Source organism: Ruegeria sp. HKCCD7181 (genome assembly GCF_057221055.1).
Map to the genome: position 1 here is coordinate 63419 of NZ_JBWVBC010000013.1, position 24045 is coordinate 87463.

Below are 24045 nucleotides of genomic sequence, written 5' to 3' on the forward strand. Positions count from 1 at the left end.
GTTCATGAGTCCTGTGGCGCGAAGCGTTTCAGAGCCGACCGGTCGATTTCGATACCTAAGCCTGGTGCGTTCGGGATCTGCACAACGCCATTTTGATGCTCGATCGGGGTCGTTACGACTGCTTGCCGGAACGGATTCTCGGTGCGGTCAAATTCCAAAATCGGCTCGACAGGTCCTTTGCGTGGCGGGTTCGGTGGTAAAGCCGCCATGAATTGCAGGCTGGCCGCAATCTGAATTGCCGTCCCCCATACGTGCGGAACAAGTCTGATGCCGTGCAAAGCAGCCATATCTGCGATGCGGCGCCCTTCCGTGAAACCGCCAGTGCCGCAAATATCAGGCTGCAAGATGTCCACTCGGCGCTGTTCGATCGGATCTTTCATCCCCCAGCGCCCGTGCCAGGTTTCCCCTCCCGCGACGGGAATCGGTTGCTTCGCCTTGACTTCGGAATAGGCGCCCAGGAGTTCCGGCAAAACCGGCTCCTCGAACCAGTCCACCTTGTACTGTGCCGCCCGCTGTCCGACTTCGATGGCCTCCAGAACGTCATAGCCGTGATTGGCATCGATCATCAAACGCATGTCCGGTCCGACGGCATCACGAACAGCGGCGATTACACGCAGATCCTCTTCGACGTCAAAGCCAATCTTGATCTTAACCGCGTGGAATCCCTGCTCGCGATAGCTGCCCACTTCGGCTGCAATATCGGCGACCCGATCTACATCGTCCTTGCGGAACGAACCGGTGGCATAGGCGCGCACCTTGTCACGGAACCGCCCGCCCAGCAAAGTGGATACAGGCACGCCAAAGTGTTTGCCCTTAATATCCCAAAGCGCGATGTCGATCCCCGACAGGGCTGTCACGGTCAACCCGCGCTGACCCTGGTCGCGCAAGGCATTGTAAAGCTCAATCCACGTTTTTTCGGTTTCCAACGGATCGCGCCCTATCAGCATCGGCGCGTAAGCCTGGACTACCGCGGCATTGGGCATGGCAGGGCCGAGGCATTCTCCCCAGCCGGTCAGTCCATTGTCGCAAGTGATTTCGACCAGAACGTGCTGGCGCCGGTCAAAGCGCATCGAAGCACTTTCGAAGGCGGCATCGAGCTTGAAATCCAGGACATGGGTTTGAACGGACTCAATCTTCATCCTGCATGCGCCTCAATGAGCTCCAATAGAGAAGCAGATTCTTTTTCAGTCAGATCCGTCAATGGAGGGCGCACTCGACCTGCGTCGAACCCGACAAGACGAACACCGGCCTTGATCGCCGATACGGCATATCCGCGCTTACGATCACGAATGTCCATGAAGGGGTAAAAGAAGCTTTTGAGGATTTCTTCAGTGCGGTCTTTGTTTCCGGTCCGCAACGCCTTGTAAAAGTCCTGCGCAAGCGCCGGCACAAAATTGAATACCGCCGAAGAATAGGTTGTAAATCCTGCCCCGAGGTAGGCCTCCGCAAACAACTCTGCCGTGGGCATTCCACCCAGATAGGTCAGGCGGTCGCCAACCGTGGCTGTGATCTTTCGTACTTCACCGATATCACCCGTGCCATCCTTGAACCCGACAAGGTTGGGGCACGCATCGCACAGTCGCATCAGTGTATCTGCTTCAAGAACCGTATTGCCCCGGTTGTAGACCATAACACCGATGGAAACAGAGTCGCAGACAGCTTTGACATGAGCGTAGAGCCCCTCCTGCGGCGCATCAATCAGATAGTGGGGCAACAGCAGAATGCCGTCTGCGCCTGCCTTCTCAGAAGCGCGCGCCAGGTCGGCAGCCATAGTCGTCCCGTACCCACACCCTGCGATAATCGGCGTGTCCCCAGCTGCAGATTTGGCGGCAGCGACGATTTCCGGGACCTCGCTTGGGTCAAGCGAGAAAAACTCGCCGGTTCCTCCGGCAGCAAATAATGCGGTCGCTTCGAAGCCAGCCAACCAGTCAATGTGCTTTTCGTAAGGCGCGCGATTGAATTGTCCGTTGTCGTTAAAGGGCGTCACCGGAAACGAAAGAAGGCCAGCGCCAAGTGCGCTTTTGAGAATCTGGGGGTCCATATTGGTGTTCCTTGTTCGAGTTTGAACGTCAGATACAGCATATGGTCGGATGCGACACTGTCAACAACTTATAATATAAGTTAGCAGCAATTTATCGAACCAAGTCCCGATATCGGTCACCGCTACCCTTCAGGTGAAGTCGCATTGCGTCGCGCGCGGCCTGCTCGTCCTGATCCGAGATTGCCTTGGCAATTTTCTCGTGCTCCGACAAAATCTGTTGCAAATACCGTTGCGTAGCCGCCTCTCCCTCACTGCGCTCAAGCCGCTTACGCGGGATGACGCGATTGCCCATCAATTCGAAAAATTCGGTAAACCGCGGATTATTAGTGGCTGCTGCAATTGATTGGTGAAAGGCAAAATCTGCCTCAGCCGTCGGCACCCCCTCGCGAATCAGTGCGCCCATTTCCTGGCAGCTTTCGAGAATCGCGCCCTCCTGGGCCGGAGAACGGCGCTTGGCCGCAAGGGCCGCCGCCTCAACCTCTACAGCTGTGCGCAGCTCAAGGATTTCGATTATTGACGATATCTTATTGGTATCAAAGGATTTCAGCATTGTAGCGGAGGGCATGGCCTGCCGAATCACAAACACGCCCGCACCTTGCCTGGCCTCGACCAGCCCATCCGAGCGAAGCGAAGCAATTGCCTCCCTCACAACCGTACGGCTGACTTTATGCGCGGCGGTCAACTCCGCCTCGCTTGGCAATTTCTCTCCAATATGAACCTGCCCACTGAGGATCGGCTCGCGCAGCGTGGCCGCCAATGCCGCCACCATATTTGCTCGCCCCTGCCGCGGCTTAGGGGCCTTCTTGGGATTTTCTTGACCACCCATGTTTTCAGCTGCGCTCCTTATATCTCAGGTTTTTCGATTTTTACCGTGAAGTCGGTTATCCTACAACTAACGAATTTCTCATTGACACAACTCATCATATATGTTTGCAATATTATCGCAACATGTATGACAACTATCGACCTTGAGAGGGAGGATCTCATGAAGTTTACCAAATTCAGCGTGGCCACCAGCATAATTGCCCTGACGCTCGGAGCATCTGTTTCGGCGGAGGAGCTGCGCGGCTGGAACACGCACGTGCCGGATTACCCCGTTTCCATCGCCATGGACCGCTTCGGCGAACTGGTTGCCGAGCGCACCGAGGGCAGGATCGAACCGCGCACGTACCACTCGGCTCAGCTGGGTGAGCAAGACGACGCAATCGAACAGATGCAGTTCGGCGGCATTGACTTTGCGGTGTTCAACCTTGTGCCGTTGAATAACATTATTCCGGCCACCCGAGCCACAACCCTTCCGTATGCGTTCAAGTCAATCGACCACATGCACCGTGTGTTGGATGGTGACGTTGGGGCCGCCATTAGCGCCAAGATGGAAGAGGCGAACATGGTAGGGCTGGCCTGGTATGACAGTGGCGCCCGATCATTCTATGCCAATCAGCCGCTGAACTCGATGGCCGACCTTAAGGGACTGAAAATCCGCGTGCAGAATTCGGATGTGAATGTCGCGATGGTCGAGGCTCTGGGCGGAAACGCAACTCCAATTCCGTTTGGTGAGGTGTTCACCTCGATTCAGTCAGGCGTTGTGGACGGTGCAGAGAACAACTGGCCTTCCTATGAATCAACCGGGCATTTTGAGGTGGCGGGCCACTATCTGTTGGACCAGCACACAATCGTTCCCGAAGTCTTCGCAGTGAACAAGAGTGTCTGGGACGGGTTGAGCGCCGAAGATCAGGAAGTCTTGCGGCAGGCTGCAATCGAAAGCGCAACCCTGCAGCGGGAACTGTGGGCCGAACGCGAGGCCAAGTCTGAAGAGATCGTGCGCGCGGCAGGCAACACCATTGTAGAGTTGGAAGACAAGTCCGACTTCATCGCCGCGATGGCACCTGTCTACGAGGAGTTCGCAACCGATCCAGTGGTGCGCGATATTCTCGAACAAATCCAATCAGTAGACTAGGCTGATTTCTTAGGAAACAGCGGGGCAGACGGCAACCCGTCTGCCCCGCGAAAGTGAGGGCCTCATGCATTGGAAACTTTTCGACTGGCTGTCAGGGTTCGTCATCGTGATTGGTGGAGTTTCCCTGATCGCTCTGATCGGGATCATGGGCTACCAAGTTTGGGGACGATACGTCCTAAACGATACACCGACTTGGGCGGAAAGCCTGGCGCTTCTGCTTATCTTGATGGTGTCATTGCCAATCGCGGCGATCGGACTGCGTGAAAACTTCCACCTAGGCCTCGACTTTCTCACGGAACGCCTGCCGACGGTTGTTCAGGCGGGCCTGAAAGTCCTCAATACGGTGATCCTGCTGGTCTTCGGACTGGCCATGACCTGGCATTCCTGGGGCTTGGTGAGCGGCACCTGGAACCGGTTAATTCCGTTGATCGGGATACCGCAGGGGGTCAAATACCTGCCACTCGTGTTCTGCGGCGTGCTGATCGTGCTCTTCATGATCGAAAGATTGTTTTTTCTGCTGAAAGGCGCGTCCGCGTCTGCAGCAGATACAGTAGATGAAGGAAGCTGAGATGGGGCTTGCTATTCTTCTAGGCGTTTTTGCCATCGCCATGCTGGCCGGCATTCCGATTGCGTTCTGTCTTGGCATCGCGGCGTTTTCAGCGGCGTTAATCGAAGGCCTGCCGGAGCCGATCGTGTTTCAACGCATGGTTTCGGGCATGAGCGGCTTTACTTTGCTGGCCATTCCCTTTTTCGTCTTTGCGGGAGAGCTGATGATGCATGGCGGTATTGCGCTCCGTTTGGTGCGCTTTGCCGAAAGCATAGTCGGGCGGGTCCGCGGCGGTCTGGGTGTGGTCAACGTTCTCAGCTCGATGTTGTTCGGCGGCATCTCCGGCTCAGCCGTGGCCGATACATCGGCTCTGGGGTCGGTGATGATCCCGATGATGCGAGAGCAGGGATATGACGACGACTATTCCGTGAATGTCACCGTAACCTCATCGATAGCCGGCATCATGATCCCCCCGAGCCACAATATGATCCTGTATGCGCTTGCTGCCGGAGGCGGTGTTTCGATCTCGTCTCTGTTTCTGGCCGGCATCGTGCCTGGCATCATGATGTGCGTGATCCTGACTGTGGCTACGTACCTTGTCGCCGTGCGGCGCGGCTATCCTGCACAACCCTTCCCAGGCTGGCGCGCAGTTGCCGTCGCAGGTGTTGCAGCACTTCCAGGTTTCATGACTGCTGTCGTGATCATCGGAGGGGTTTTATCGGGCATTTTCACCGTCACGGAATCCGCGGCGATCGGAGCCATCTGGGCCTTGCTGGTAACGTTGTTCGTCTACCGGTCGTTGACCTGGAACGCTTTCTGGCAATCGATCACCCAGGCGATCCGGACAACGGCGCTGGTCATGATCCTGGTCGGAGCGGCAACAGCCTTTGCCTACTTCCTGGCACTCTACCAGGTTCCGGACAAAATCCTTGGCTTGATGACGGGCATATCCGACAACAAGATCGTCGTGCTGATGATGATCAATGTCGCGCTCCTGGTCCTGGGCATGTTCATGGACATGGCGGCATTGATACTGATCTGCACACCGATCTTTCTTCCTGTTGTACGTCAGTTCGGAATGGATCCGGTCCAGTTCGGCATGCTGCTGATGATGAATCTCGGCCTCGGCCTAACGACGCCACCGGTCGGCTCTTGCCTGTTCGTCGGCTGCGCTGTGGCGAAGGTTCGTATCGAAAGCGTGCTCAAAACCATCTGGCCCTTCTATCTGGCGATCTTTGCCGCACTGATGCTGACAACCTATGTCCCGGCGATCTCGCTGACCCTTCCAAGCTTGTTTGAATGAGGTAGTCGCAATGCTCGAAAAACTACTGATCACCGGTGCTGGCGGGGCATTGGGCAAAATGGTGCGCACCCGGCTTGACCACGTCGCAAAATCGCTGCGCGTGACCGCACGACGGGACATCCCGCTCAATGGCCCCAATGAAGAGCTGATGATTGGCGACCTCGCGGACGCAGCCTTTGTCGATCGCCTGGTGGACGGGTGCGACGGGGTGCTGCATCTGGGCGGCATATCGGTCGAACAACCCTTTGGGCCAATTCTTCAGGGCAACATCATCGGCATGTACAACCTGTACGATGCAGCACAAAAGGCGGGTCAGCCGCGCATCCTGTTCGCCAGTTCGAACCATACCATCGGGTATCATAAGGTGACGGAAAGACTGGACGCCAGTTCGGTGACGCGCCCAGACGGCCTTTACGGCGTGTCCAAGGTTTTCGGCGAAGCACTGGCGACCATGTATTTCGACAAGCTTGGGCAGGAAACGGCCATCGTGCGCATCGGCTCGTGCTACGCTGAGCCGAAAGATCATCGGATGCTCAGCACCTGGCTCAGCCCGGATGATTTCATCGCATTGATCGCACGGGTCTTTCAAATCGAAAGGCTGGGATGCCCAATCATCTATGGGGCCTCTGACAACGATGCAGGTTGGTGGGACAACGGCCAGATCGCTGATCTGGGTTGGTCGCCCAAAGACAATTCGGAAAAATTCCGCGCCGGGCTGGATGCGAAAGTCGAAAAACCTGCACCGGATGACGTCTCGGCAAGATTTCAGGGCGGCGCCTTTGCAGCGGCGCCGATAATGAAGGACTAAATCCACATGACCTCTGGAAAACACTACATCGCCGGTGACTGGATCGACAGCACCGAAAAATTCAACTCGGCCCCCGTCGACGGGCCAGCGCGGTCTTTTGCTAAAGGTACACCTGCGCTTGTTGATCAGGCCGTCGAAGCCGCCGAAGCTGCGTTCCTCAGCTTTGGTTGGGCCAGCCGGCAGCGCCGCGCGGCGCTTTTGCGCGCTATTGCCGATGAAATTGAGGCGCGCGGCGATGAACTAACACAGATGGCCACGCAAGAGACCGGTTTGCCCGAAACTAGGTTAGTTGGCGAACGTGGCCGCACCACCGGGCAGCTTCGGCTGTTTGCGGATCATATCGAACAAGGCGCTTACCTCGACCTTCGGCATGACCCCGCCTTGCCAGACCGGACCCCTCTCCCCCGTCCGGATCTGCGTATGATACAACGCCCCATTGGCCCTGTGGCCGTATTTGGCGCGTCGAACTTCCCACTCGCATTCTCGACCGCCGGCGGTGACACGGCAGCGGCGTTGGCAGCGGGTTGTCCGGTGGTGGTAAAAGGGCATGAGGCACATCCAGGCACCGGGGAAATCGTTGCCCAAGCCATCGCTGCCGCAGTTCAAAGCTGCGGTGAGCATCCCGGAGTGTTCTCGCTGGTGCAAGGCGGCTCGATCGAGGTCGGCGCCCGGCTGGTCCAGCACCCGCTGATCCGCGCGGTCGGGTTCACCGGCAGTCTGCGCGCCGGGCGCGCCCTGTTCGACCTCTGCGCAGCCCGGCCCGAGCCGATTCCGTTCTTTGGTGAATTGGGCTCGATCAATCCGGTCTTTGTGCTGCCCGCCGCCGCCGAAGCCCGCGCGGGCGACATCGCAACCGGCTGGTCCGCCGCGCTGACCATGGGCGCTGGCCAGTTCTGCACAAACCCCGGCGTCGTTCTGGTTGAGGATGGATCTGCAGCAGACGCTTTCCTGGCCGCGGCTGAGGTGGCGCTGGCGCAGGTGCCCGACCAGACGATGCTGACCGACGGTATTGCCCAGGCCTATCGCGATGGTGCTGCCAAGGTGACGGGTCGCGCTGGCGTGACCAAAGTGAAGGGTTCTACGGGTGAAACCCGCGCCGCTGCGCCGGTTCTGCTGTCGGTTTCGGGCGAAACCTGGCTGAATGATCCCGACTTGCATCACGAGGTATTCGGTCCTCTGGGCATCGTCGTTCGGGTGCGTGACATGGAGCAAATGACGCAGATCGCAGCTGGGCTGGACGGGCAACTGACCTGCACCTTGCAAATGGACGAGCAGGACATGAAACAGGCGGGCCAGCTGCTGCCAGTGCTCGAACGAAAGGCTGGGCGGGTGCTCGTCAACGGGTTCCCAACCGGTGTCGAAGTGTGTGACAGCATGGTTCACGGCGGTCCCTACCCCGCATCAACCAATTTTGGGGCAACATCCGTGGGCACTTTGGCTATCCGTCGGTTCACCAGGCCAGTCTGCTATCAGAACGTGCCCGAAGCCCTCCTTGAAAAGGCAATCGCCTGAAGCCCGCGCGATTTGCTGGCACAACCACACGGCCACGAAGGAGAATTCGCAAAATGTCGATGGGAAAAGCTTTTTCGCTTCGGAGGATGACGGACGAAAAGGGTGTCTTTCGGATGACATCTCTGGATCAGGTACCACCGATCCGGGATGCATTGCGTCCAAACCTGGCGGCAGATGCGAATCTGGACATGGAAATGATCCGGTTCAAACGTCTGATTTTGGAAGGGTTTCAGGACTCCATGACGGCGATGCTTCTCGATCCGGGCTATGCGATTGCTGGTTGCCTCGACGCTATGGAACCGCACACAGGTCTGTTCATCTCACTGGAGGATCCATATTCCCCAAAGACCAGTTCGGGGGCTACAGAGACAACACTTGTCAAGGACTGGACGGTGGGCAAAGCCAAACGCGTTGGCGGAAATGCTGTGAAACTCCTGATCTGGTATCGTCCAGACGGCGCGCCCGAGGTCAATGCCCATCAGCAGAATCTGGTCCGTCAGGTGGGCGAGCAGTGCAAGCACTTTGACATTCCGTTTATTCTGGAATTGCTTGCCTATCCAGGCAGAACACTGTCGGACACGCTGAGTGAAACAGTGCTGGGCTCTGTCGCGACCTTTGCCCGTCCTGAATTTCACGTTGACGCCTTTCTTGTCGAAAGCCCGGTACCGGCGATCGAAGTTCCCGAATTCGGCACTGACGGTTCGGACATGGTACTGAACTGTTACAAAAGGTTAGGTGAGCTTGCCGGTCGCCCGTGGATCATGATGTCGATGGGTGCGGATATGGAGCAATTTCGACGAATTATGAGTTACGCTTATGCTGCGGGGTGCTCGGGCTACTTGGCCGGGCGCGCCTATTGGCTCGACGCGTTAGAGCAATACCCCGATTGGAACAAGGCGGCGTCGGTTTTGGCCAACAATATCCGAGAATATGTCGAGCCACTGAATGCGCTCACTGAGGCGCAGGCCGCCCCGGAATACGGAATTCCAGAGATGCAAGCCCATTACACGGGCGCGGCCTTCTGTCAGTCCTATCCGGACTTTTGAACGGAATGCCCGATTGTATCCAAAACCGCGACTCTGCTCTTTTTCCGCCGGTGTCTTCACATCAACTGTCGTTCTTTTACCGATGACCCGATTTGGGCGTAGGTGACGTCGACGAAGTCGTCTTCAATCAGCGACAAACGCCACCGCCTTCCTGCTCAGATCGTTGCTCACGCAATGTGGATGTACTTTCGCTTCTATTTGAGCCTGCGCGTAGTTAATCTGAATGGCATCGTGACGGATGGAACACTCCTACCGAAGCGGGACAAACAGCCCGCAGTACGGATGTTGTGGAAGTTGGCAAAACGCCTTTGGTTTCCTTCCCAAGAGAAATCCTCTCTACCGATGAGTCCATTCTTCGCCGAAAGCAATTGACATGAGATAAAAACTTCTTACTGCTTTTGTGAAACTAGTAAGGAAATTTAACCTAATGCATGACTCCATCGGCGAACCAGCTGCTAGCTTCCCCAAACTGTTTCAACGTGGAGTTTCAAATACTCGTTTTCGAAAAATCGGAACCAAAGGCTTGCGAGTGGTTTCGTTTGAGAACGAGACGTTTCTGAAAGTGTCTCATGACGCGGTCAGCCAGCTTACCAGCGCGGCATTTGACGACGTCTCCCATCTGTTGCGGCCCGCGCATCTGGGCCAGCTCAAGGACATCCTGGAAGACGCGAACGCAACTGAAAACGATCAGTTCGTGGCGCTTGAGCTATTAAAGAACGCGGTTATTTCGGCCGATCAGGAATTTCCAAGCTGCCAGGACACCGGCACCGCCATAATAACCGGAAAAAAAGGGCAAAATGTGCTGATCGAAGGCGATCTTCACGATGCTTTGTGCCAGGGAGTTCGGGACACTTGGCAAACCCGCAATCTACGATTTTCGCAGATGGCGCCGCTGACTATGTACGATGAGATGAACACCGGCTCCAACCTGCCGGCACAAATCGATATAGAGGCGACTGACGGCGATGCATTGGAATTCCTGTTCATGGCCAAAGGAGGCGGCTCGGCCAACAAGACATTTCTGTTTCAGGAAACCCGGCGATTGCTGGAACCGGAGCGCCTCTTGGCTTTTTTCGACGAAAAGATCCGCACGCTGGGCACGACGGCTTGCCCCCCTTATCACCTTGCGATCGTGATCGGCGGATTGTCAGCAGAGCAGACGCTGAAGACCGTCAAATTGGCTTCGGCCAAAGAGTTGGACGATCTGCCGACATCGGGCGACGAGACCGGTCGCGCGTTTCGTGATGTTGCGTTAGAGGCGGAGGTTTTAGAGCTGACCCGGCAGATGGGGCTGGGCGCGCAGTTCGGCGGCAAGTATTTCTGCCACGACGTTCGGGTAATACGTCTGCCTCGTCACGGCGGCAGCTTGCCGGTTGGTCTGGGTGTAAGCTGTTCGGCCGACAGGCAGATCAAAGGCCGCATCGACCGCGATGGTGTCTGGCTGGAAGAACTTGAGCGCAACCCGGCGGCCTATTTACCCGAACGGAAATTCGAAGCCCGCGCGGCGCGGCGGATCAATCTCGATCAACCCATGGACGACATCTGCGCTGCATTGTCCGATCTAGACGTCTCCACACCGGTTTTGCTTACGGGCACCATGATCGTGGCACGCGATCTGGTACATGCGGAATTGGGCCGCATGATCAGGGAAGGTAAACCGCTTCCAAGCTACATCCATGACCACCCGGTCTATTACGCAGGGCCGGCGAAAACACCGGAAGGCCATGCATCGGGCTCCTTCGGGCCAACGACGGCAGCGCGCATGGATCCGTATGTGCCCGAATTACAGGCGCAAGGCGCATCGCGCGTAATGATAGCAAAAGGCAACCGCTCTCCGCAGGTGGTGAACAGCTGCAAAACTCATGGCGGTTTCTTTTTAGGTTCTGTCGGCGGCGCGGCGGCGGTCTTGGGCAAAGAGGTGATAAAGAGCATTGAAACGCTGGATTTTGCGGATTTCGGGATGGAAGCCGTTTTTAAGATCACAGTGAAAGATTTCCCTGCATTCATCATCATCGACAACAAGGGGGGCGATTTCTTCACCCGCAAACCCAATCTTGAAACGAAGCGTCCAGGATGAGCGAAGACGGCGTATCAAAGATCACCTTGCGGCAATTGGAGATATTCCTGTCCGCGGTAGAGAACCGCAATTTCATCCGAGCAGCGGAGCAATTGGGGCTGACCCCGCCTGCGGTCTCTATGCAGATGACACGCCTGAGCGAAGAACTGGGCGCGCCTTTGTTTGAAAAGGACGGGCGTTCGATACAGCCGACTTCTGCCGCGACCACGCTCATGCCGTATGCCGAGCGGGTGACAGAAACCGTTCGTGAGGCAAAGGAAGTCGTCCAGGCACTTCAGGGCGAGTTGAACAATCTGGTGCGGATCGCAATGGTTTCGACAGCACGCAATTTCGGCCCCCATCTGGTTCAGGCGTTCAAAAAACAAAATCCCGACATGAAGGTAGAAATTTCAATCGCCAACCGGCAGGGCGTGATTGCGCAGCTTGAACACCAGCAGATTGATCTGGCGCTGATGGGACGCATGCCCCGTCGCTTCGAAGTAGAGGCCTTCAAATTCGCCAAACACCCATACGTACTGGTCGCTCATCCGGAGCACCCGCTGACTCGTTTCAAGAAGATTCGACGAGCGGATTTGGCGGCACACAGGTTTATCGTGCGTGAGCCCGGATCGGGGACGCGCATGGTACATGACCACTTTTTTGAAGAAGCCCAGTTGGCACCGCCTCGCGCACAAGAGATGGACAGCAATGCCAACATAAAACAGGCCGTTATGGCTGGTATGGGATTGGCGTTCATTTCAGCCCATACAATTGCTTTGGAGCGAGGCGCCGGCAAGCTGACCGTGTTGGACGTAACAGGCATGCCAGAGCTTCGTGACTGGTTCGTTTTACATCTGAACGGCAAGAAATTGTCGCCAGCAGCGCTGAAGTTTCGTCAGTTCGTCAAGGATGACGGCCCCAACTTCATGCAGGATTTTTTTGGGGAGTATCTGTAGCCAGTAGTGCCTGTGCTCGCGCCACGATAGGCGGATCGATCATCTTGCCGTCCAGCTGAACCGCGGCGCAGTTATTTGCAATTGCCTGTTCGAAGGCGGTGACGATACGAACGGCCTGTTCGCGTTCCTGCGGGGTAACGGCAAAGACCTGGTTGACCACTTGGACTTGATTGGGATGAATGCACAGTACAGCGTCATACCCTATTGCCTTTGCTCGCTGCACAGTGGCCGCAAACTTGGAAGAGTCACTGACCTCTGCAATGGAACCGGGTAAACCGATAACCTGAACCCCGGCGACGCGGGCTGCCAGTATCAATTGCTGGCTGGGACCAATGAGATTTTCGGAGGTCGGAGCAAAGCCGCATTCGGTCGAGAAATCTTCCGTGCCTAAGGCCAATGCTGAAAGGCGGGGGGACGCTGTAGCAATTTCTGTGGCCTTTCGCAGTGCTGCAGGTGTTTCGATCAAGGCGATTAACTTGATCTGCCGATCCGGGAGGCCAGCGGCGCGCTCACATGCACTGAGATATTCATCCACCAGCTCAACATGATCCGGGCCCGCCACTTTGGGCAGCATCACTGCGCCGACGCCCGGAAGAGTGGCCGCCTTTAGATCGGACGCGCAAACCGCCAGATCCCGGTTCACGCGCACCGCCACTTGCGCGTCCTGCTCCGCCATCCGGGCAACGCTGGCAGGCAGCAAACCACGGGCGATGTCTTTCTGGTTCAGAGGCACGCTGTCTTCCAGATCGAGCACGATGGCATGCGCGCCCCGCTCGTGGGCGCGGGCGATGAACCGTTCCTGATGCGCCGGCGTGAATAGAAAGGAGCGGATCATTCGCCTGCGGCCAAAATGTCTACGCCAAATTCGCGCCGGATATCCTCCGAGTGCTCGCCGAGCGCCGGCACTCGTCCGAAACGTGGTTTTTCTGGGTCGAAGCTATGCTGCACCGGCGCGGCGACCAGGTGGGCGGTGTCTCCATTTTCCAGGGTTACGGGCGTATAGCGCAATTGAGGGTGTTCAGCGAAGTCCTCGACAGAATTCACAGCGCCATAGGCTATGGCCGCTTCGCGCAGCATCGGCTCCAGCTCTGCACGTGTCTTCGTCAGGAAAAATCCGGCAACAATGGCATCTAAGGCTGCGCGGTTCTCTACACGCTTGGCCGCGTCGCAGAACCGGGTGTCGGTTGCCAGTTTGGGTTGGTCGAGCACTTTGGCGCAGAGCCGTTTCCATTCACGTTCGTTCTGGATCGAGATCGCCAAGGTTTCTCCATCCGCAGTGGCGAAGCCGCCATACGGCGCAATCGAGGGGTGGTGCAGCCCAACAGGCTTAGGGGCCTTGCCGGTGTAGACAGTATGCATCAGCGGCACAGTCATCCAGTCAGCGGCAGTATCGAAAAGCGATACCTTGACCGCGCTGCCCTGCCCGGTTTTCTCACGCGCGATCAGTGCTTTTTGAATGCCGATGATCGCGTTCATGCTTGCGCCGATGTCGCAGACCGAAACGCCGATCCGGCCTGGTGCTCCGGGAGCACCATTAACGGCCACCAGCCCGCTTTCGCATTGCACGAGGAAGTCATAAGCCTTCATGTCCTGATAGGTACCGTCTTCGCCATAGCCGCTAATATCGCAAGTGATCAAGCGAGGGTTGCGGGCGCGCAGCACGTCCGAACCAAAACCGGCCCGGCTAATAGCGCCTGGGGCAAGGTTCTGGATAAACACGTCGGCCGTATCGAGAATTCGGTGCAGCAGCGCAGCGTCTTCCGGTGATTTAATATCCAGGCACAAGCTTTCCTTGCCGTGATTGGCCCAAACAAAATAGGAAGCCGAGCCTTTCACCGCGCCATCGTATTTGCGTGCGAAATCTCCGGTATCACGTTCGATCTTGATCACCCGCGCCCCACCCTGAGCAAAGTGACAGGAGGCCAGAGGAGCTGCAACGGCCTGTTCGACAGACACAACCACCAGGCCTTCATAGGTATTAATAATCGGTTCTGCCATGTCAGGTGGCCCTTCGAGTTGTCAGGATTGTGAGGTTGCGATGCATTTCGTTGGCAACGATAGTCATGCCTTCGTCAAATCCCATGCCGGGTTTGACGAGAACGCGTTGGGGCCGCGTAGCCTGGGCGACGTTGACACACGCGCGAGCCGAGATGTCTGTCTCGTTGCAAGTGCCGCCCTGATAGGCTTCCACTCCCATTTGTTTGCAATAGAGCACCGCTTCGATTGTGTTATGTAAACTGCCCAGATCAGGCGTCTTGATCTGTACCATGTGGCAGCAGTCCGCATCAACGAAATCGATCACGTCTTGATATGTGTTACACCATTCATCCGCAACGATACGCACGGTGCTTTTGCGCGCATCCAAAGCGGATTTGATTTCGCCCAGCAACTTGATCTGCCCTTTCTTGGATCCTGCATCCGCCGGACCTTCGATATAGAGCTGGAACGGAGAGGCGCGCTTTTCAAGACCCACCAGATATTCGGCGATGCACTCCGCATTATTGTCAAATATCAGCCCGATCGTACCGTAGACATCAATGTGCAGTTGCGGCTGATAATCGGCATCCTTTCGCAAGCTTTGAATGCGGCGGGTCAGCCAGGTAACGTATTCCACCAACTTGCCACCATTTTTGCCGAGCTTGGTCTGCACATTGTTGATCAGCCCGTGCGGCAGCGCATCGACCCGCTTCAGCACCATCTTGTCCACCGCGCCATAGCGGTCATCCCCGCTTTGACCAAACAGCGCCAGCGGCTGCGCGATGATCGGCAGATCGTACTCGCGGCAAATGATTTCGACCTTAAGTTGCCCGCTGGCTTTCGCAGCAGCGTCTAGCAGCGCCTGACTGAGACCATAGCGGATTGCCGTGTGCAATGGTTCACCATCAATCTCGAGAACGTCGAAAAACGCGGCGTTTCCGCGGAAGTCGTCGATATCGCGACCCAAAAGCAATGGCGCAATATGTTCTTGCAAATAGGGAATGAAACGCTCGGCGGTGAAAAGCGGGTCGCGCCCCGCCGCGCCTGAATACTGAACGGCCGAGCAGTCGCCTTCAGCGATTTGGCCGTTCTCAAGCTCTAACAGTACAGAAATGCTTTCGCCGCGCTGGCGGATGCTTTCGAAGCCGGAAGTCGCAGCCGGTCCGATATAGGTGAAGCCATCCTGCTTCGCCCCAGCCTTGATGGCGGATTGATCGTCAAAGTAGAAGGCCGCGAAACCCGGTGCGAAATTTGCGTTTATTATCTTCATTTTTGGTCTTAAATCCTAGGAGATTTCGGCTTTCGGCCGCCCGATGAGCTTGCTAGCAGAGATGGCATTGACATCGTCGACCACCATCTTGAAAGAAGCGTCCCGCCCCTCCGCTTTGGCCCGTTCCGCAATCTTGTCGTTGTGGAAGGCGATGACATCGACGGGCAACGGCACATCCCCTCGATCAAAAACCCGAATAGCGCCGAAATTGTCGCGCACCGGTGTCATGCGACCGGCATTGGCTCTCGCCGGCGCGAAGGGCACGTCCATCACGCCGCTTTCGAAGGCCAACACTGCGCCTCGGGCGATGTCCCCCTGCCCCAGTTCCAGCACCTTGTGCATGACGGCATGGACCTCGGCTTCGATCATCTCGACTTCCTGCGCGATCTCGGGTGTTTCCATGCGGTTCTGGTCGGAAACCATGTTGACCATCTGGCGGGTTGCCAGCAATCCGGCCTTGTTGGCCTCGAGCGTTGGGATGCCGCTGGCTTCGTGCGGCGTCTTCACAATGATCTTGGTCGCACGGGCGTATTTCGCTGCCATGGCGCCCAGGCAGATCACGGCTGTTGCCTTGGCTTCGTCCTCGGGGAACCCTCCCATCCATTGATGAAAAACCGTTGTCAGGGCATAGTCTTCATGGCCCGCGGCCATAAAATAGTGATGCGCCAGGTTGCGCAGGCTGCGAAGAGCAGCGATATCCTGGGCCATGTTGCCACCCTGACCATAGCCCAGCGTGATGCATTTCACACCTTGCTCCAATGCCAGCAGGCCCTCGATGATGGCGACGACATGCGACACGAAGGGCGGCACCAGCGTCCCGGTCAGCGGGCCGAACGGTTCGCGATTGATGCGAACGCCTACTTCTTCATAAAGACCAACAAGCCGGTCGCAATATTGCCAATGGCGGATGGATTGGGCCAGAGAGATCTTCTTGGCGTAGGGGATATTGTAGGAAATCCCTCCACCTTCGAAGCTGGTGAATCCGGCCGCAAGCGTGATTTCCGCCATCAGGCGGGCGTCGGGCGTCCCATGGCGAACCTGTACGGGCTTGCACTGGCCCTCGACAAGGCGGCGGCAGCCGTCTACGCCATGGTTAACAGCCGGAAACCCGTTCAGCAGCGATGTACCCGCAGCGCGGGACTTGTCGATCCCCTTTTGGGCCTCGTCGTAACGATTGTGGCGCGTATAGGCGTCCACGGTTGTCGGCAGCACGTCGCAATATGGTGAAAGACCGTTCAAAAGCGCGGTATGCTCGCGCAGCAGGGCCACGCCCGCGCGAGGCTGCAGAAGAGTTTCTCCCGTAGCCTCGGCATTTGCCAAAACGGTAGAAAATCGCTTGTCTTCCGAAAGCGACTGTTGAAGCGCGACGCCGTCTTTGAAACTTGCATCGCGTCCCGTGGGCCATGTGCACAGAACCTTTGCGCGTTCAGCTTCGAAGGTGGCCTGGTCAAGGCGCGTGTTCAGTATATCTGTCGCATTGAGCATTGGTTTATCAGACCGATTCTTGAGCGTTCGTAAGGACATCCCTTTTGGGTCGGCGCCAAAGGCGCCGAAGGAACGTTGCTTGAATTTTGGTGGTGTCAGGTTGATTTGTCGTAGGCTGCGACTTGGCTCCACAAGGCAGCCGAATTATGACCATATGCCGCCGGGCGTTTCGCCCGAATGTCTTCTTTCAGAATTTGGGAAACTCGATCGAGGTCGTCGCTGGGCTTGAAGACCCGATCGAAACCCATTTCCCAAAACTGCGCTTCCACAGTAGCAAAATCGCGTTTGCCAATGACGAGGTTGCCGCCAACGTACAGGATGATGTCTCCGATACCTTGCTGCTCGCACCGCGCCCGGAAGCCCTGACAATCAATCTCTCCATGTCCATAAATCGAGGATACCAGAATGGCGTCCGCACCACCTTCGATGGCGGCCGTGATAAATTCATCCTGACTGACCATCACACCAAGGTTATCTACTTCGATTCCCTGCGCGTTCAGGACACTGGCGATGATCTTGTTCCCGACGGCATGGCAGTCGACGCCGATCACCCCGAGGACGACTTTGAATTCTTTGATTTCGTTCAGCACCACGTTTTGCCTTCCGAGATGAGTTGGTTGTTTCTGCGTTGTTAAACGATTCCGAATGCTGCTCAAAATTTTTTATCTAAAAATATTAATTGCTAATTTTTATTTACCGTTTTGAATTAAGCCCACCTCATCGCAACACGACCATCCGTCCGGTGGAGCCGTGTTGCTTCATTGGCGAGAAAGGTTGCGAAGGTGTAGATGGTTTCGTCAGGTTGTTGGCCTCGCAACGATGGCGAAGCGAAGTGCCATGCCGAGTTTAACAGGCCTGCCTCGCATCAAAGGCTTTCGTTTTCTCGTGCCGTGATCGGCAATGCTGTCTGGATGTACCATTGATTTGCCCTCAGCTTTAGAAACGTTGAGGGCCTTCTTGCGCCAAGCGGGATCTGCGTTTCATACGGGATTGAGACGCGCACTTCGGCAGGCAGTTTGTTGCGAAGGCAGCCGAAGCCGACCCATCAGCTTCTTCTGCTTCATGGCAACCCTTGGGCCGGAAAGTCATGACACGCGTCGGGCGGATTAACGAACTGATCGCTCCGCCCTCATATTACGGTGACGCCGAGGTTGGTCTTGCTAAGCTCTCACTTATTGGAAAGCTTCTTCAAAGGGCACTGGTCGGCTCATGAAAGGTCAAACAGTCAGGCCCAATACTATTGAGGATGGCAGGCTCGATAAGACCATTGTCTTCCAATTGCGGGCCAGACATTTCAAGTGCGGCCCGAAGTCCCATTTTAGAGGGTACACGACGCCACACCACTCTTGTGGCGTATGGTGCACCACCCAACCGCCATGAACTGCCGTGCATTAGGCCTGTCATGATATCTGGTCTGTACGCATGAGGCGCATCCAGAGTTGACAGGCACACAGAATACGGAGGGACAGATTTTTGTTCCGTCACATACACACGCCCATGTATGAATACAGCCGAGCCCTGATAGCGTGCGCGTTGCCTCGTGCCGACTTTGCGGTCTTCGCCGCGTTCCGACGTCCAAACGGCAACCTGACCATCAACCTCTTTCAAGACCGTTACACCGACTTTGATCACATTGGGCCATGACGGTGTACGATAGAATGTGTTGTAAATCCCGAGAACGTGCTGCCATTCCTGGAGCGGACTGGTGCCCGCAAAGCGTCCGACATGTTCTTGGCTGTCTACATTTCCAGCGGAGGTCGCACGATTTTTGTGCGTCAATGACGGTGCAATCTCAGGTGCAGAAAAAGTGTCTTCATGGCGAGAGAATTTGGGACGAACAAAGCGCAGTCCCCGGCCATACTCCCATTGAATGCAATGCTCCGGGCTTTTGTCATCCGCTAGTGCTTTTCGCAACGCGCTGACCCGATTGTAAATCGCGGCGTCAGAGACCTCTCGGGCGTCCCAAACAGCTTCAATAAGCTCATCTTTTGCCACCACTTCGCCCTCTCGGCGAACCAGGAATTGAAACAGCTTCAGGACACCTCGTTGCAACCGCACGACTTCGCCGTCGACATATAGCAATCTTCGCTTAACGTCGAAACTCCAGTGCCCATAGCTGATCGAAGAGGATTCAAAGTTCATACTGCAGAACCTCACACCGTTTTCTTTTCTGTTTGGGTGTAATTTTCGTGTGATTCCACAGCGCAACTCAACTTCAAGTTAAAAAAATAGGAATTGATGTTGCAGATTGATGGCCGCTGACTGCGTACAAAGCCAGAGTTACTTCACGATTAACGAGTTTCACGCTTAACGAGTAAAGAGAAATGGTTCCCTGGAGCCAGGTTGAATTGGCCCCAGGGAAGCAATGTACGGCCATATTGTGTGGTGCCACAAAAAGCAGAGCGAGGGCTTCAATACCACCGCAATTACCGGCGATTTGCGCCAAAGAAATCGCAAAGCCAATAAGTGAGAGATGCTCAAGCTTCCCGGAACATTGGCAAAAAACTACATTAGCGTGAAGTGGAAACAGTTGTGAACATGCCACAGATGGGCGGATCTTCGAGTGATCAGGCCGAAGAGATCAATACGGGCACAGCCACAAGTACGATACCGGAAGCGACGGAAAGTAAGGTCGAATATTCCGTTTCCACAGGTCTTGCAGCGCGGCTGAACGGACTGGGGTTGTCGCTGGCCTTTTCTTCGTATCAATCCGGGCTCCTCTATCTGATCGGTGTCAAGCCGGACAGCGGAATCAACATCCATCAGATGGCCTTTCCGCGCCCTATGGGGCTACACCGGCACGGGGCACACGGTTTGTCGCTGGCCGCCGATGATCAGATTCTTCATTTGCAGAATGTACTGGAGCCGCATGAACGGATGAACGCCTTGTTCGATGCCGCCTTCATGCCTCGGCAAAGCGAGTTCACCGGGCGGCTTGATCTGCACGATCTGGGCATCGACGCGGATGGGCGGTCGATCTTTGTAAACACCCGCTACAACTGCCTGGCCACGCCTGACCCGCGTCACAGCTTCCGCGAAGTCTGGCGGCCTCCGTTTATCTCGGCACTGGTGGACGAAGACCGCTGCCACCTGAACGGGTTGGCGATGCAGGACGGCCGGCCCCGATATGTCACCGCCGTTAGCCGTTCAGACACGATCGACGGCTGGCGCGACCGTCGCGCCGATGGCGGGATCGTCATCGATGTGGAGACCGGCGATATCGTCTGCGAAGGTCTGTCGATGCCCCATTCCCCCCGCTTGCACAATGGACGGCTGTGGCTGTTGAATTCGGGCACTGGAGATCTGGGTGAGGTGGAGTTCGGCCCTAACGGCAAGGGCCGCTTTGTGCCGCGTGTCTTCTGCCCGGGCTTTGCGCGCGGGTTGGCGTTGCACGGCCGGTTTGCCTTCGTCGGCTTATCCAAACCGCGCTACAAACGGTTCGAGGGTTTGGCGCTGGACGAGCGGTTAACCGATGCCGACAGCGCGCCTTGGTGCGGCATTCAGATCATCGATCTCGAGACCGGTACCTGCGTCGACTGGCTGCGGATCGACGGTGCGTTGGCCGAGCTTTACGACCTCGAATTGCTGCCCGGCCATCTCTGCCCGCTGGCCATCGCCCCCAGTACTCCAGAGGCGGCAGAATTGATCACTGTAGCAAAACCGGCGTGAGACCGGATCACATCCAAAATAAGGGACGGGATTTGTGAAAAAGACGAGTAGCGGATCGATCCAACCGTGGAACCAAAGGGTTCTGTTGCGCGGCGGGCGGATGACAAAACTTAAGGGGCACGCTGCCAGTTTTGCGCCATCAATCAGTTACCTGATGTTCGGCGTTTCGGCTTCAGCCCTCGGCGTGGCCGTCTCCTTCAGCGGTAGTGCGGCACAGGCGGGCAGTTGCGCCCTGCAGCCCGATGGCACGTATCTATGCTCCGGGCCGGCTGCTGCGGGAGTGGACACCACGGTTAGTATCCACCCTGCCACCGGGCCGGTCTCTGTCCTCACAAGCGCCGGGTTTGGTCTGGATGTATCCACTGGCGATGGCGTGTCTCTGAGCGGTGAAGACGTCACTTTCACGGATATTTATGGATCGACGATCACATCACAATACGGCACGGGGATTGATGTAGAAAGCAACCCCGGTACTGGCGGTTTATCCTTTACGTCCTCGGGCGCGATTACCGGTGCCACTTCCGGCCTCGTCGCAAACAACTACGGCGGTGGAGCGCTGACAATCGACGCGGCAGACGTCACCGGAGCGGGTTACTACGGGATATGGGCATACAACAATGGTGGCACCGACCTCTCGGTCACCACCTCCGGCGCCGTAACGGGTGGATTTACAGGCCTTGTTGCGCTTAACGGTGGCAGCGGCGCTCTGACGATCGCGGCGGTGGACGCCACCGGAAGTCGAAATGGCATTTATGCGGCGAACAACTCCGGCGCAGCCACTGATTTATCCGTTACTACGACGGGTGCGGTCAGCGGTCTTAGTGGTATTGTCGGAACAAACTACGGCTCTGGCGCGCTATCGATTTCAGCGGCAGATGTCTCGGGCGGAAGCTTCGGAGGCATTAACGCCAGGAACTACGGTACCGACCTTTCGATCACAACAACTGGTACCGTCACGGGTAGCACCGCGATAAACGCCAGAAATTATGGCGGCGGAGCGCTGACGATCGACGCTGCCAACGCCACCGGAAAACGCAGCACCGGGATTCGGGCCGACAATAGGGGCACTGAACTGACTGTCACCACGTCCGGTGTAGTCAGTGGTGCCGCAAACGGAATCTGGGCACGCAATCGAGGCAGCGGCACACTGACGATCAATACGGCTGGCGCCACCGGAAACTCAAGCGATGGGATTTATGCCGCCAACTCTGGCGTCGACCTGTCGATCGCCGCGACCGGCACGGTGAATGGTGGCCAGAACGGAATAGATGCGCGCAACAATGGCAGCGGTGCGCTGACGATTTCAGCCGCGGATGTCTCGGGCGGAAGCTCGGAAGGCATTCGCGCCAGTAACTACGGCACTGACCTTTCGATCACAACAACCGGCACCGTCACGGGTGACAGCGCTGCGATATTCGCGCAAAACTACGGCAACGGAACGCTGACAGTTACTGCGTCAGGCAATCTTGTCGGTGGCTCTGGGTCCGCAATTTCCACTCAGACGAATGCTGGTCAGCTGACCGTGATTGAATTACAGAGCGGCGCGTCAGTTTCCGCCAGATCCGGCGAAGCCATCAGCAACAATGAGGGCGATAGTCAGGTGACACTGACGGCGGGTTCAGCTGTAGCAGGCGCAGTGCGCCTGGATGATGGCAAGGATGCGCTTACGGTCAACGGTGGAGCCGATATCAGCGCCGCAACGCTGTTCGATGGTGGTGACGGCGCCGAGGACGAACTGACCCTCTCAGGTTTCACCGGTACGTTCGACAACACCCTCTTTACCAACTGGGAAACCCTAGTTGCTGACAATGGCAGCGACCTGACCCTTAACAGCGCGGCAGCGGGTTTCGACGTGCTGAGCATCCGTAATGACGCCAGTGTTACGGCCGAAAACGCGGACTTCTCCTTTGGCGGGCAATTGCAGATCAGTACAACCGGCAGCTTCCTCGCCGGGTTTAACGGCCTGGGTGCCGTTGATATCAACGGCAATGTCCTCAACGACGGCCTGCTTTCTCTGGCCGATGGGCAAAGCGGTGACCGGCTGACCATTGGCGGCAACCTGTCGGGCAGCGGAACTATCGAGCTTGACGTTGATCTGACGGCCGGGACAAATGACGAGATCTTTGTGACTGGCGACAGTGCGGGTGCAAGCCAGGGCCTGGAGGTGGAAAAATCCGGCAGTGGCAATGGGGTCTTGCAGGAGTTCACACTGGCCACTGTCTCCGGCGCAAGCACCGAAAGTGACTTCCAGCTTGTAAACGCCGATTTCGTCACCACTGAGGGTCAGCAGGCAATCAGTGACGGCGATGTTACCTACCTGCTGGAATATGATGCGGCCACGGGCAAATTTGTCCTGTCACCCTTCGACAATTCCGGTGGGCTGAACGACAACCCGGGCGGTTCTTTTTTGGCCGCCAGCGTCCAGCAGTTCAGCGACCGGTTGTCTCTGGGCGGAACGCTACAACGAGTGACCGGAAGCTCGCGTGGGGGTTCAACACAGGTTAACACCGTCAGCCGGGCGCTCTACGACCTCACCACCACGAAACAGCCGGTGATCTGGATGGAAGTCGAAGGTGGACGTGACAGTTACGCCGTCGATGACCGGGACGTCGATACAACCAGCGGCGGCCTGCGGGTCGGAGCCAGTCTGCCCATGGCCGAGATCGCAGGCGGGCAGCTGGTTGGCGGTCTGGAATTTGGCGCATCAAGCTTGTCTACGACGGTGCGTACCTCGCTGGCGGAAGCCAAGGTCGATACTGATGCCTATGACGTGACGCTAAGCACGTTGTGGCTGGCCGACAGCCTACTCTATCTCGACGGGCAGCTGCGTTATGCCTACTTCAACGGTGCAACCCGTCCCAATGGTGGTGCAGAAGTCGACACTGACGGCAACGGGTATGGCCTGTCCGTCGAGGTTGGCAAGCCGTTCGCGCTGGAAAACGGGTTGAACCTGATCCCGCAGGCGCAACTGATGTACAGTAGCCTTGATACAGACGATGTCGTCGGCGTTGCGGGTGGGGGCCTGACCGGCTCATTGGCCGACGGTGACACGCTGACCGCACGTCTTGGTTTGCGGGTAGAACATGCGTTCGTATCCACGGGCATCGTCTTTGGACAGGTTGATTACTATCATGCGTTCGACAATCGAACCGGCGTGACATTTGGCCAGGACACCATCCTGACTAAGCGAGGCAAGAACACAGCAGCATTGACCGTTGGTGGCCATATGACGATCACAGCGAACACCACGATGTACGGTGAAGTGTCAGGCGAAACCGGGCTCGGCAGCAGTTCTGACGACTATGGCTTCGCTGGCCAAATTGGATTCGAAATCCGCTTCTGAGCCCGGCAAAACCCGTCAGCCCACCGTCTCATTAAGGTAGGCTGATCGCATAGGAGCCATGTAACGACGTTGAGC

General features: G+C 56.8%; 19 protein-coding genes. 10 read left to right on the top strand and 9 right to left on the bottom strand.

Going from position 1 to position 24045, the window contains the following annotated elements; all coding sequences use genetic code 11:
- Positions 1 to 2: 2 nt before the first annotated feature.
- The 3 genes from AC2TCY_RS20465 to AC2TCY_RS20475 all read right to left on the bottom strand — a co-directional run bounded on the left by AC2TCY_RS20465 (position 3) and on the right by AC2TCY_RS20475 (position 2810).
- The gene (locus AC2TCY_RS20465; protein ID WP_480850297.1) at positions 3 to 1139 is read right to left on the bottom strand and encodes a mandelate racemase/muconate lactonizing enzyme family protein; all 1137 of its coding nucleotides are present in this window, start codon (positions 1137 to 1139) and stop codon (positions 3 to 5) included.
- Positions 1136 to 2041 (bottom strand): 5-dehydro-4-deoxyglucarate dehydratase, encoded by a 906-nt coding sequence (gene kdgD, locus AC2TCY_RS20470; protein WP_480850299.1) that lies wholly within the window; start codon positions 2039 to 2041, stop codon positions 1136 to 1138. Before kdgD ends, AC2TCY_RS20465 begins: the two co-directional genes overlap by 4 nt.
- Positions 2042 to 2132: 91 nt before the next feature.
- Entirely contained in the window at positions 2133 to 2810 is a 678-nt protein-coding gene (locus AC2TCY_RS20475; RefSeq protein ID WP_480850301.1) for a FadR/GntR family transcriptional regulator, read from the bottom strand.
- Between the two features lie 216 nt (positions 2811 to 3026).
- Between AC2TCY_RS20475 and AC2TCY_RS20480 the strand changes: the two genes are divergently transcribed.
- From AC2TCY_RS20480 to AC2TCY_RS20515, 8 genes are all read left to right on the top strand, one after another.
- Entirely contained in the window at positions 3027 to 3998 is a 972-nt protein-coding gene (locus tag AC2TCY_RS20480) for a TRAP transporter substrate-binding protein (protein ID WP_480850303.1), read from the top strand.
- Between the two features lie 64 nt (positions 3999 to 4062).
- Positions 4063 to 4566 (top strand): TRAP transporter small permease, encoded by a 504-nt coding sequence (locus AC2TCY_RS20485; protein ID WP_480850305.1) that lies wholly within the window; start codon positions 4063 to 4065, stop codon positions 4564 to 4566.
- Position 4567: 1 nt separating this feature from the next.
- On the top strand, positions 4568 to 5848 hold the full coding sequence (locus tag AC2TCY_RS20490) for a TRAP transporter large permease (RefSeq protein WP_480850350.1): 1281 nt from the start codon (positions 4568 to 4570) through the stop codon (positions 5846 to 5848).
- Between the two features lie 10 nt (positions 5849 to 5858).
- Positions 5859 to 6656 carry an NAD-dependent epimerase/dehydratase family protein gene (locus AC2TCY_RS20495; RefSeq protein WP_480850307.1) on the top strand — a complete coding sequence of 266 codons (798 nt, stop codon included), beginning with the start codon at positions 5859 to 5861 and terminating at the stop codon, positions 6654 to 6656.
- 6 nt (positions 6657 to 6662) lie between these two features.
- Entirely contained in the window at positions 6663 to 8168 is a 1506-nt protein-coding gene (locus AC2TCY_RS20500) for an aldehyde dehydrogenase (NADP(+)) (RefSeq protein ID WP_480850309.1), read from the top strand.
- A 53-nt stretch (positions 8169 to 8221) separates the two neighbouring features.
- The gene (locus AC2TCY_RS20505; RefSeq protein ID WP_480850311.1) at positions 8222 to 9214 is read left to right on the top strand and encodes a tagatose 1,6-diphosphate aldolase; all 993 of its coding nucleotides are present in this window, start codon (positions 8222 to 8224) and stop codon (positions 9212 to 9214) included.
- A 427-nt stretch (positions 9215 to 9641) separates the two neighbouring features.
- Positions 9642 to 11291 carry a FumA C-terminus/TtdB family hydratase beta subunit gene (locus AC2TCY_RS20510; protein WP_480850313.1) on the top strand — a complete coding sequence of 550 codons (1650 nt, stop codon included), beginning with the start codon at positions 9642 to 9644 and terminating at the stop codon, positions 11289 to 11291.
- Positions 11288 to 12226, top strand: a complete 939-nt coding sequence (locus AC2TCY_RS20515) for a LysR family transcriptional regulator (protein WP_480850315.1) — start codon at positions 11288 to 11290, stop codon at positions 12224 to 12226. The genes AC2TCY_RS20510 and AC2TCY_RS20515 overlap by 4 nt, the downstream gene beginning before the upstream one ends.
- On the opposite strand, the gene AC2TCY_RS20520 is transcribed toward AC2TCY_RS20515, so the two are convergent.
- The 6 genes from AC2TCY_RS20520 to AC2TCY_RS20545 form a co-directional block, all read right to left on the bottom strand.
- Positions 12195 to 13061, bottom strand: a complete 867-nt coding sequence (locus AC2TCY_RS20520) for an HpcH/HpaI aldolase/citrate lyase family protein (protein WP_480850317.1) — start codon at positions 13059 to 13061, stop codon at positions 12195 to 12197. The two genes, AC2TCY_RS20515 and AC2TCY_RS20520, sit on opposite strands and share 32 nt — an antisense overlap.
- Positions 13058 to 14224, bottom strand: a complete 1167-nt coding sequence (locus AC2TCY_RS20525) for a CaiB/BaiF CoA transferase family protein (RefSeq protein WP_480850319.1) — start codon at positions 14222 to 14224, stop codon at positions 13058 to 13060. The genes AC2TCY_RS20520 and AC2TCY_RS20525 overlap by 4 nt, the downstream gene beginning before the upstream one ends.
- A 1-nt stretch (position 14225) precedes the next feature.
- Entirely contained in the window at positions 14226 to 15473 is a 1248-nt protein-coding gene (locus AC2TCY_RS20530; RefSeq protein ID WP_480850321.1) for a methylaspartate ammonia-lyase, read from the bottom strand.
- A gap of 15 nt (positions 15474 to 15488) precedes the next feature.
- Entirely contained in the window at positions 15489 to 16958 is a 1470-nt protein-coding gene (locus tag AC2TCY_RS20535) for a methylaspartate mutase subunit E (protein ID WP_480850323.1), read from the bottom strand.
- Between the two features lie 95 nt (positions 16959 to 17053).
- Entirely contained in the window at positions 17054 to 17551 is a 498-nt protein-coding gene (gene glmS / locus AC2TCY_RS20540) for a methylaspartate mutase subunit S (RefSeq protein WP_480850325.1), read from the bottom strand.
- A 595-nt stretch (positions 17552 to 18146) separates the two neighbouring features.
- On the bottom strand, positions 18147 to 19100 hold the full coding sequence (locus AC2TCY_RS20545; RefSeq protein WP_480850327.1) for a winged helix-turn-helix domain-containing protein: 954 nt from the start codon (positions 19098 to 19100) through the stop codon (positions 18147 to 18149).
- 396 nt (positions 19101 to 19496) lie between these two features.
- Here AC2TCY_RS20545 and AC2TCY_RS20550 point away from each other — a divergent pair, with 396 nt between their 5' ends.
- The gene (locus AC2TCY_RS20550; RefSeq protein WP_480850353.1) at positions 19497 to 20627 is read left to right on the top strand and encodes a TIGR03032 family protein; all 1131 of its coding nucleotides are present in this window, start codon (positions 19497 to 19499) and stop codon (positions 20625 to 20627) included.
- A gap of 100 nt (positions 20628 to 20727) precedes the next feature.
- On the top strand, positions 20728 to 23970 hold the full coding sequence (locus AC2TCY_RS20555) for an autotransporter outer membrane beta-barrel domain-containing protein (RefSeq protein WP_480850329.1): 3243 nt from the start codon (positions 20728 to 20730) through the stop codon (positions 23968 to 23970).
- Positions 23971 to 24045: the final 75 nt, after the last annotated feature.

Bases quoted from the DNA above. Each gene is read 5' to 3' on its own strand.
- AC2TCY_RS20520 (WP_480850317.1), bottom strand. From the start codon at position 13,061: ATGATCCGCTCCTTTCTATTCACGCCGGCGCATCAGGAACGGTTCATC.
- AC2TCY_RS20515 (WP_480850315.1), top strand. From the start codon at position 11,288: ATGAGCGAAGACGGCGTATCAAAGATCACCTTGCGGCAATTGGAGATA.
- AC2TCY_RS20485 (WP_480850305.1), top strand. From the start codon at position 4,063: ATGCATTGGAAACTTTTCGACTGGCTGTCAGGGTTCGTCATCGTGATT.
- AC2TCY_RS20525 (WP_480850319.1), bottom strand. From the start codon at position 14,224: ATGGCAGAACCGATTATTAATACCTATGAAGGCCTGGTGGTTGTGTCT.
- AC2TCY_RS20495 (WP_480850307.1), top strand. From the start codon at position 5,859: ATGCTCGAAAAACTACTGATCACCGGTGCTGGCGGGGCATTGGGCAAA.
- AC2TCY_RS20465 (WP_480850297.1), bottom strand. From the start codon at position 1,139: ATGAAGATTGAGTCCGTTCAAACCCATGTCCTGGATTTCAAGCTCGAT.
- AC2TCY_RS20550 (WP_480850353.1), top strand. From the start codon at position 19,497: ATGCCACAGATGGGCGGATCTTCGAGTGATCAGGCCGAAGAGATCAAT.
- AC2TCY_RS20555 (WP_480850329.1), top strand. From the start codon at position 20,728: ATGACAAAACTTAAGGGGCACGCTGCCAGTTTTGCGCCATCAATCAGT.
- AC2TCY_RS20490 (WP_480850350.1), top strand. From the start codon at position 4,568: ATGGGGCTTGCTATTCTTCTAGGCGTTTTTGCCATCGCCATGCTGGCC.
- AC2TCY_RS20500 (WP_480850309.1), top strand. From the start codon at position 6,663: ATGACCTCTGGAAAACACTACATCGCCGGTGACTGGATCGACAGCACC.
- AC2TCY_RS20530 (WP_480850321.1), bottom strand. From the start codon at position 15,473: ATGAAGATAATAAACGCAAATTTCGCACCGGGTTTCGCGGCCTTCTAC.
- AC2TCY_RS20510 (WP_480850313.1), top strand. From the start codon at position 9,642: ATGCATGACTCCATCGGCGAACCAGCTGCTAGCTTCCCCAAACTGTTT.
- AC2TCY_RS20480 (WP_480850303.1), top strand. From the start codon at position 3,027: ATGAAGTTTACCAAATTCAGCGTGGCCACCAGCATAATTGCCCTGACG.
- AC2TCY_RS20535 (WP_480850323.1), bottom strand. From the start codon at position 16,958: ATGCTCAATGCGACAGATATACTGAACACGCGCCTTGACCAGGCCACC.
- AC2TCY_RS20545 (WP_480850327.1), bottom strand. From the start codon at position 19,100: ATGAACTTTGAATCCTCTTCGATCAGCTATGGGCACTGGAGTTTCGAC.
- kdgD (WP_480850299.1), bottom strand. From the start codon at position 2,041: ATGGACCCCCAGATTCTCAAAAGCGCACTTGGCGCTGGCCTTCTTTCG.
- AC2TCY_RS20475 (WP_480850301.1), bottom strand. From the start codon at position 2,810: ATGGTGGCGGCATTGGCGGCCACGCTGCGCGAGCCGATCCTCAGTGGG.
- AC2TCY_RS20505 (WP_480850311.1), top strand. From the start codon at position 8,222: ATGTCGATGGGAAAAGCTTTTTCGCTTCGGAGGATGACGGACGAAAAG.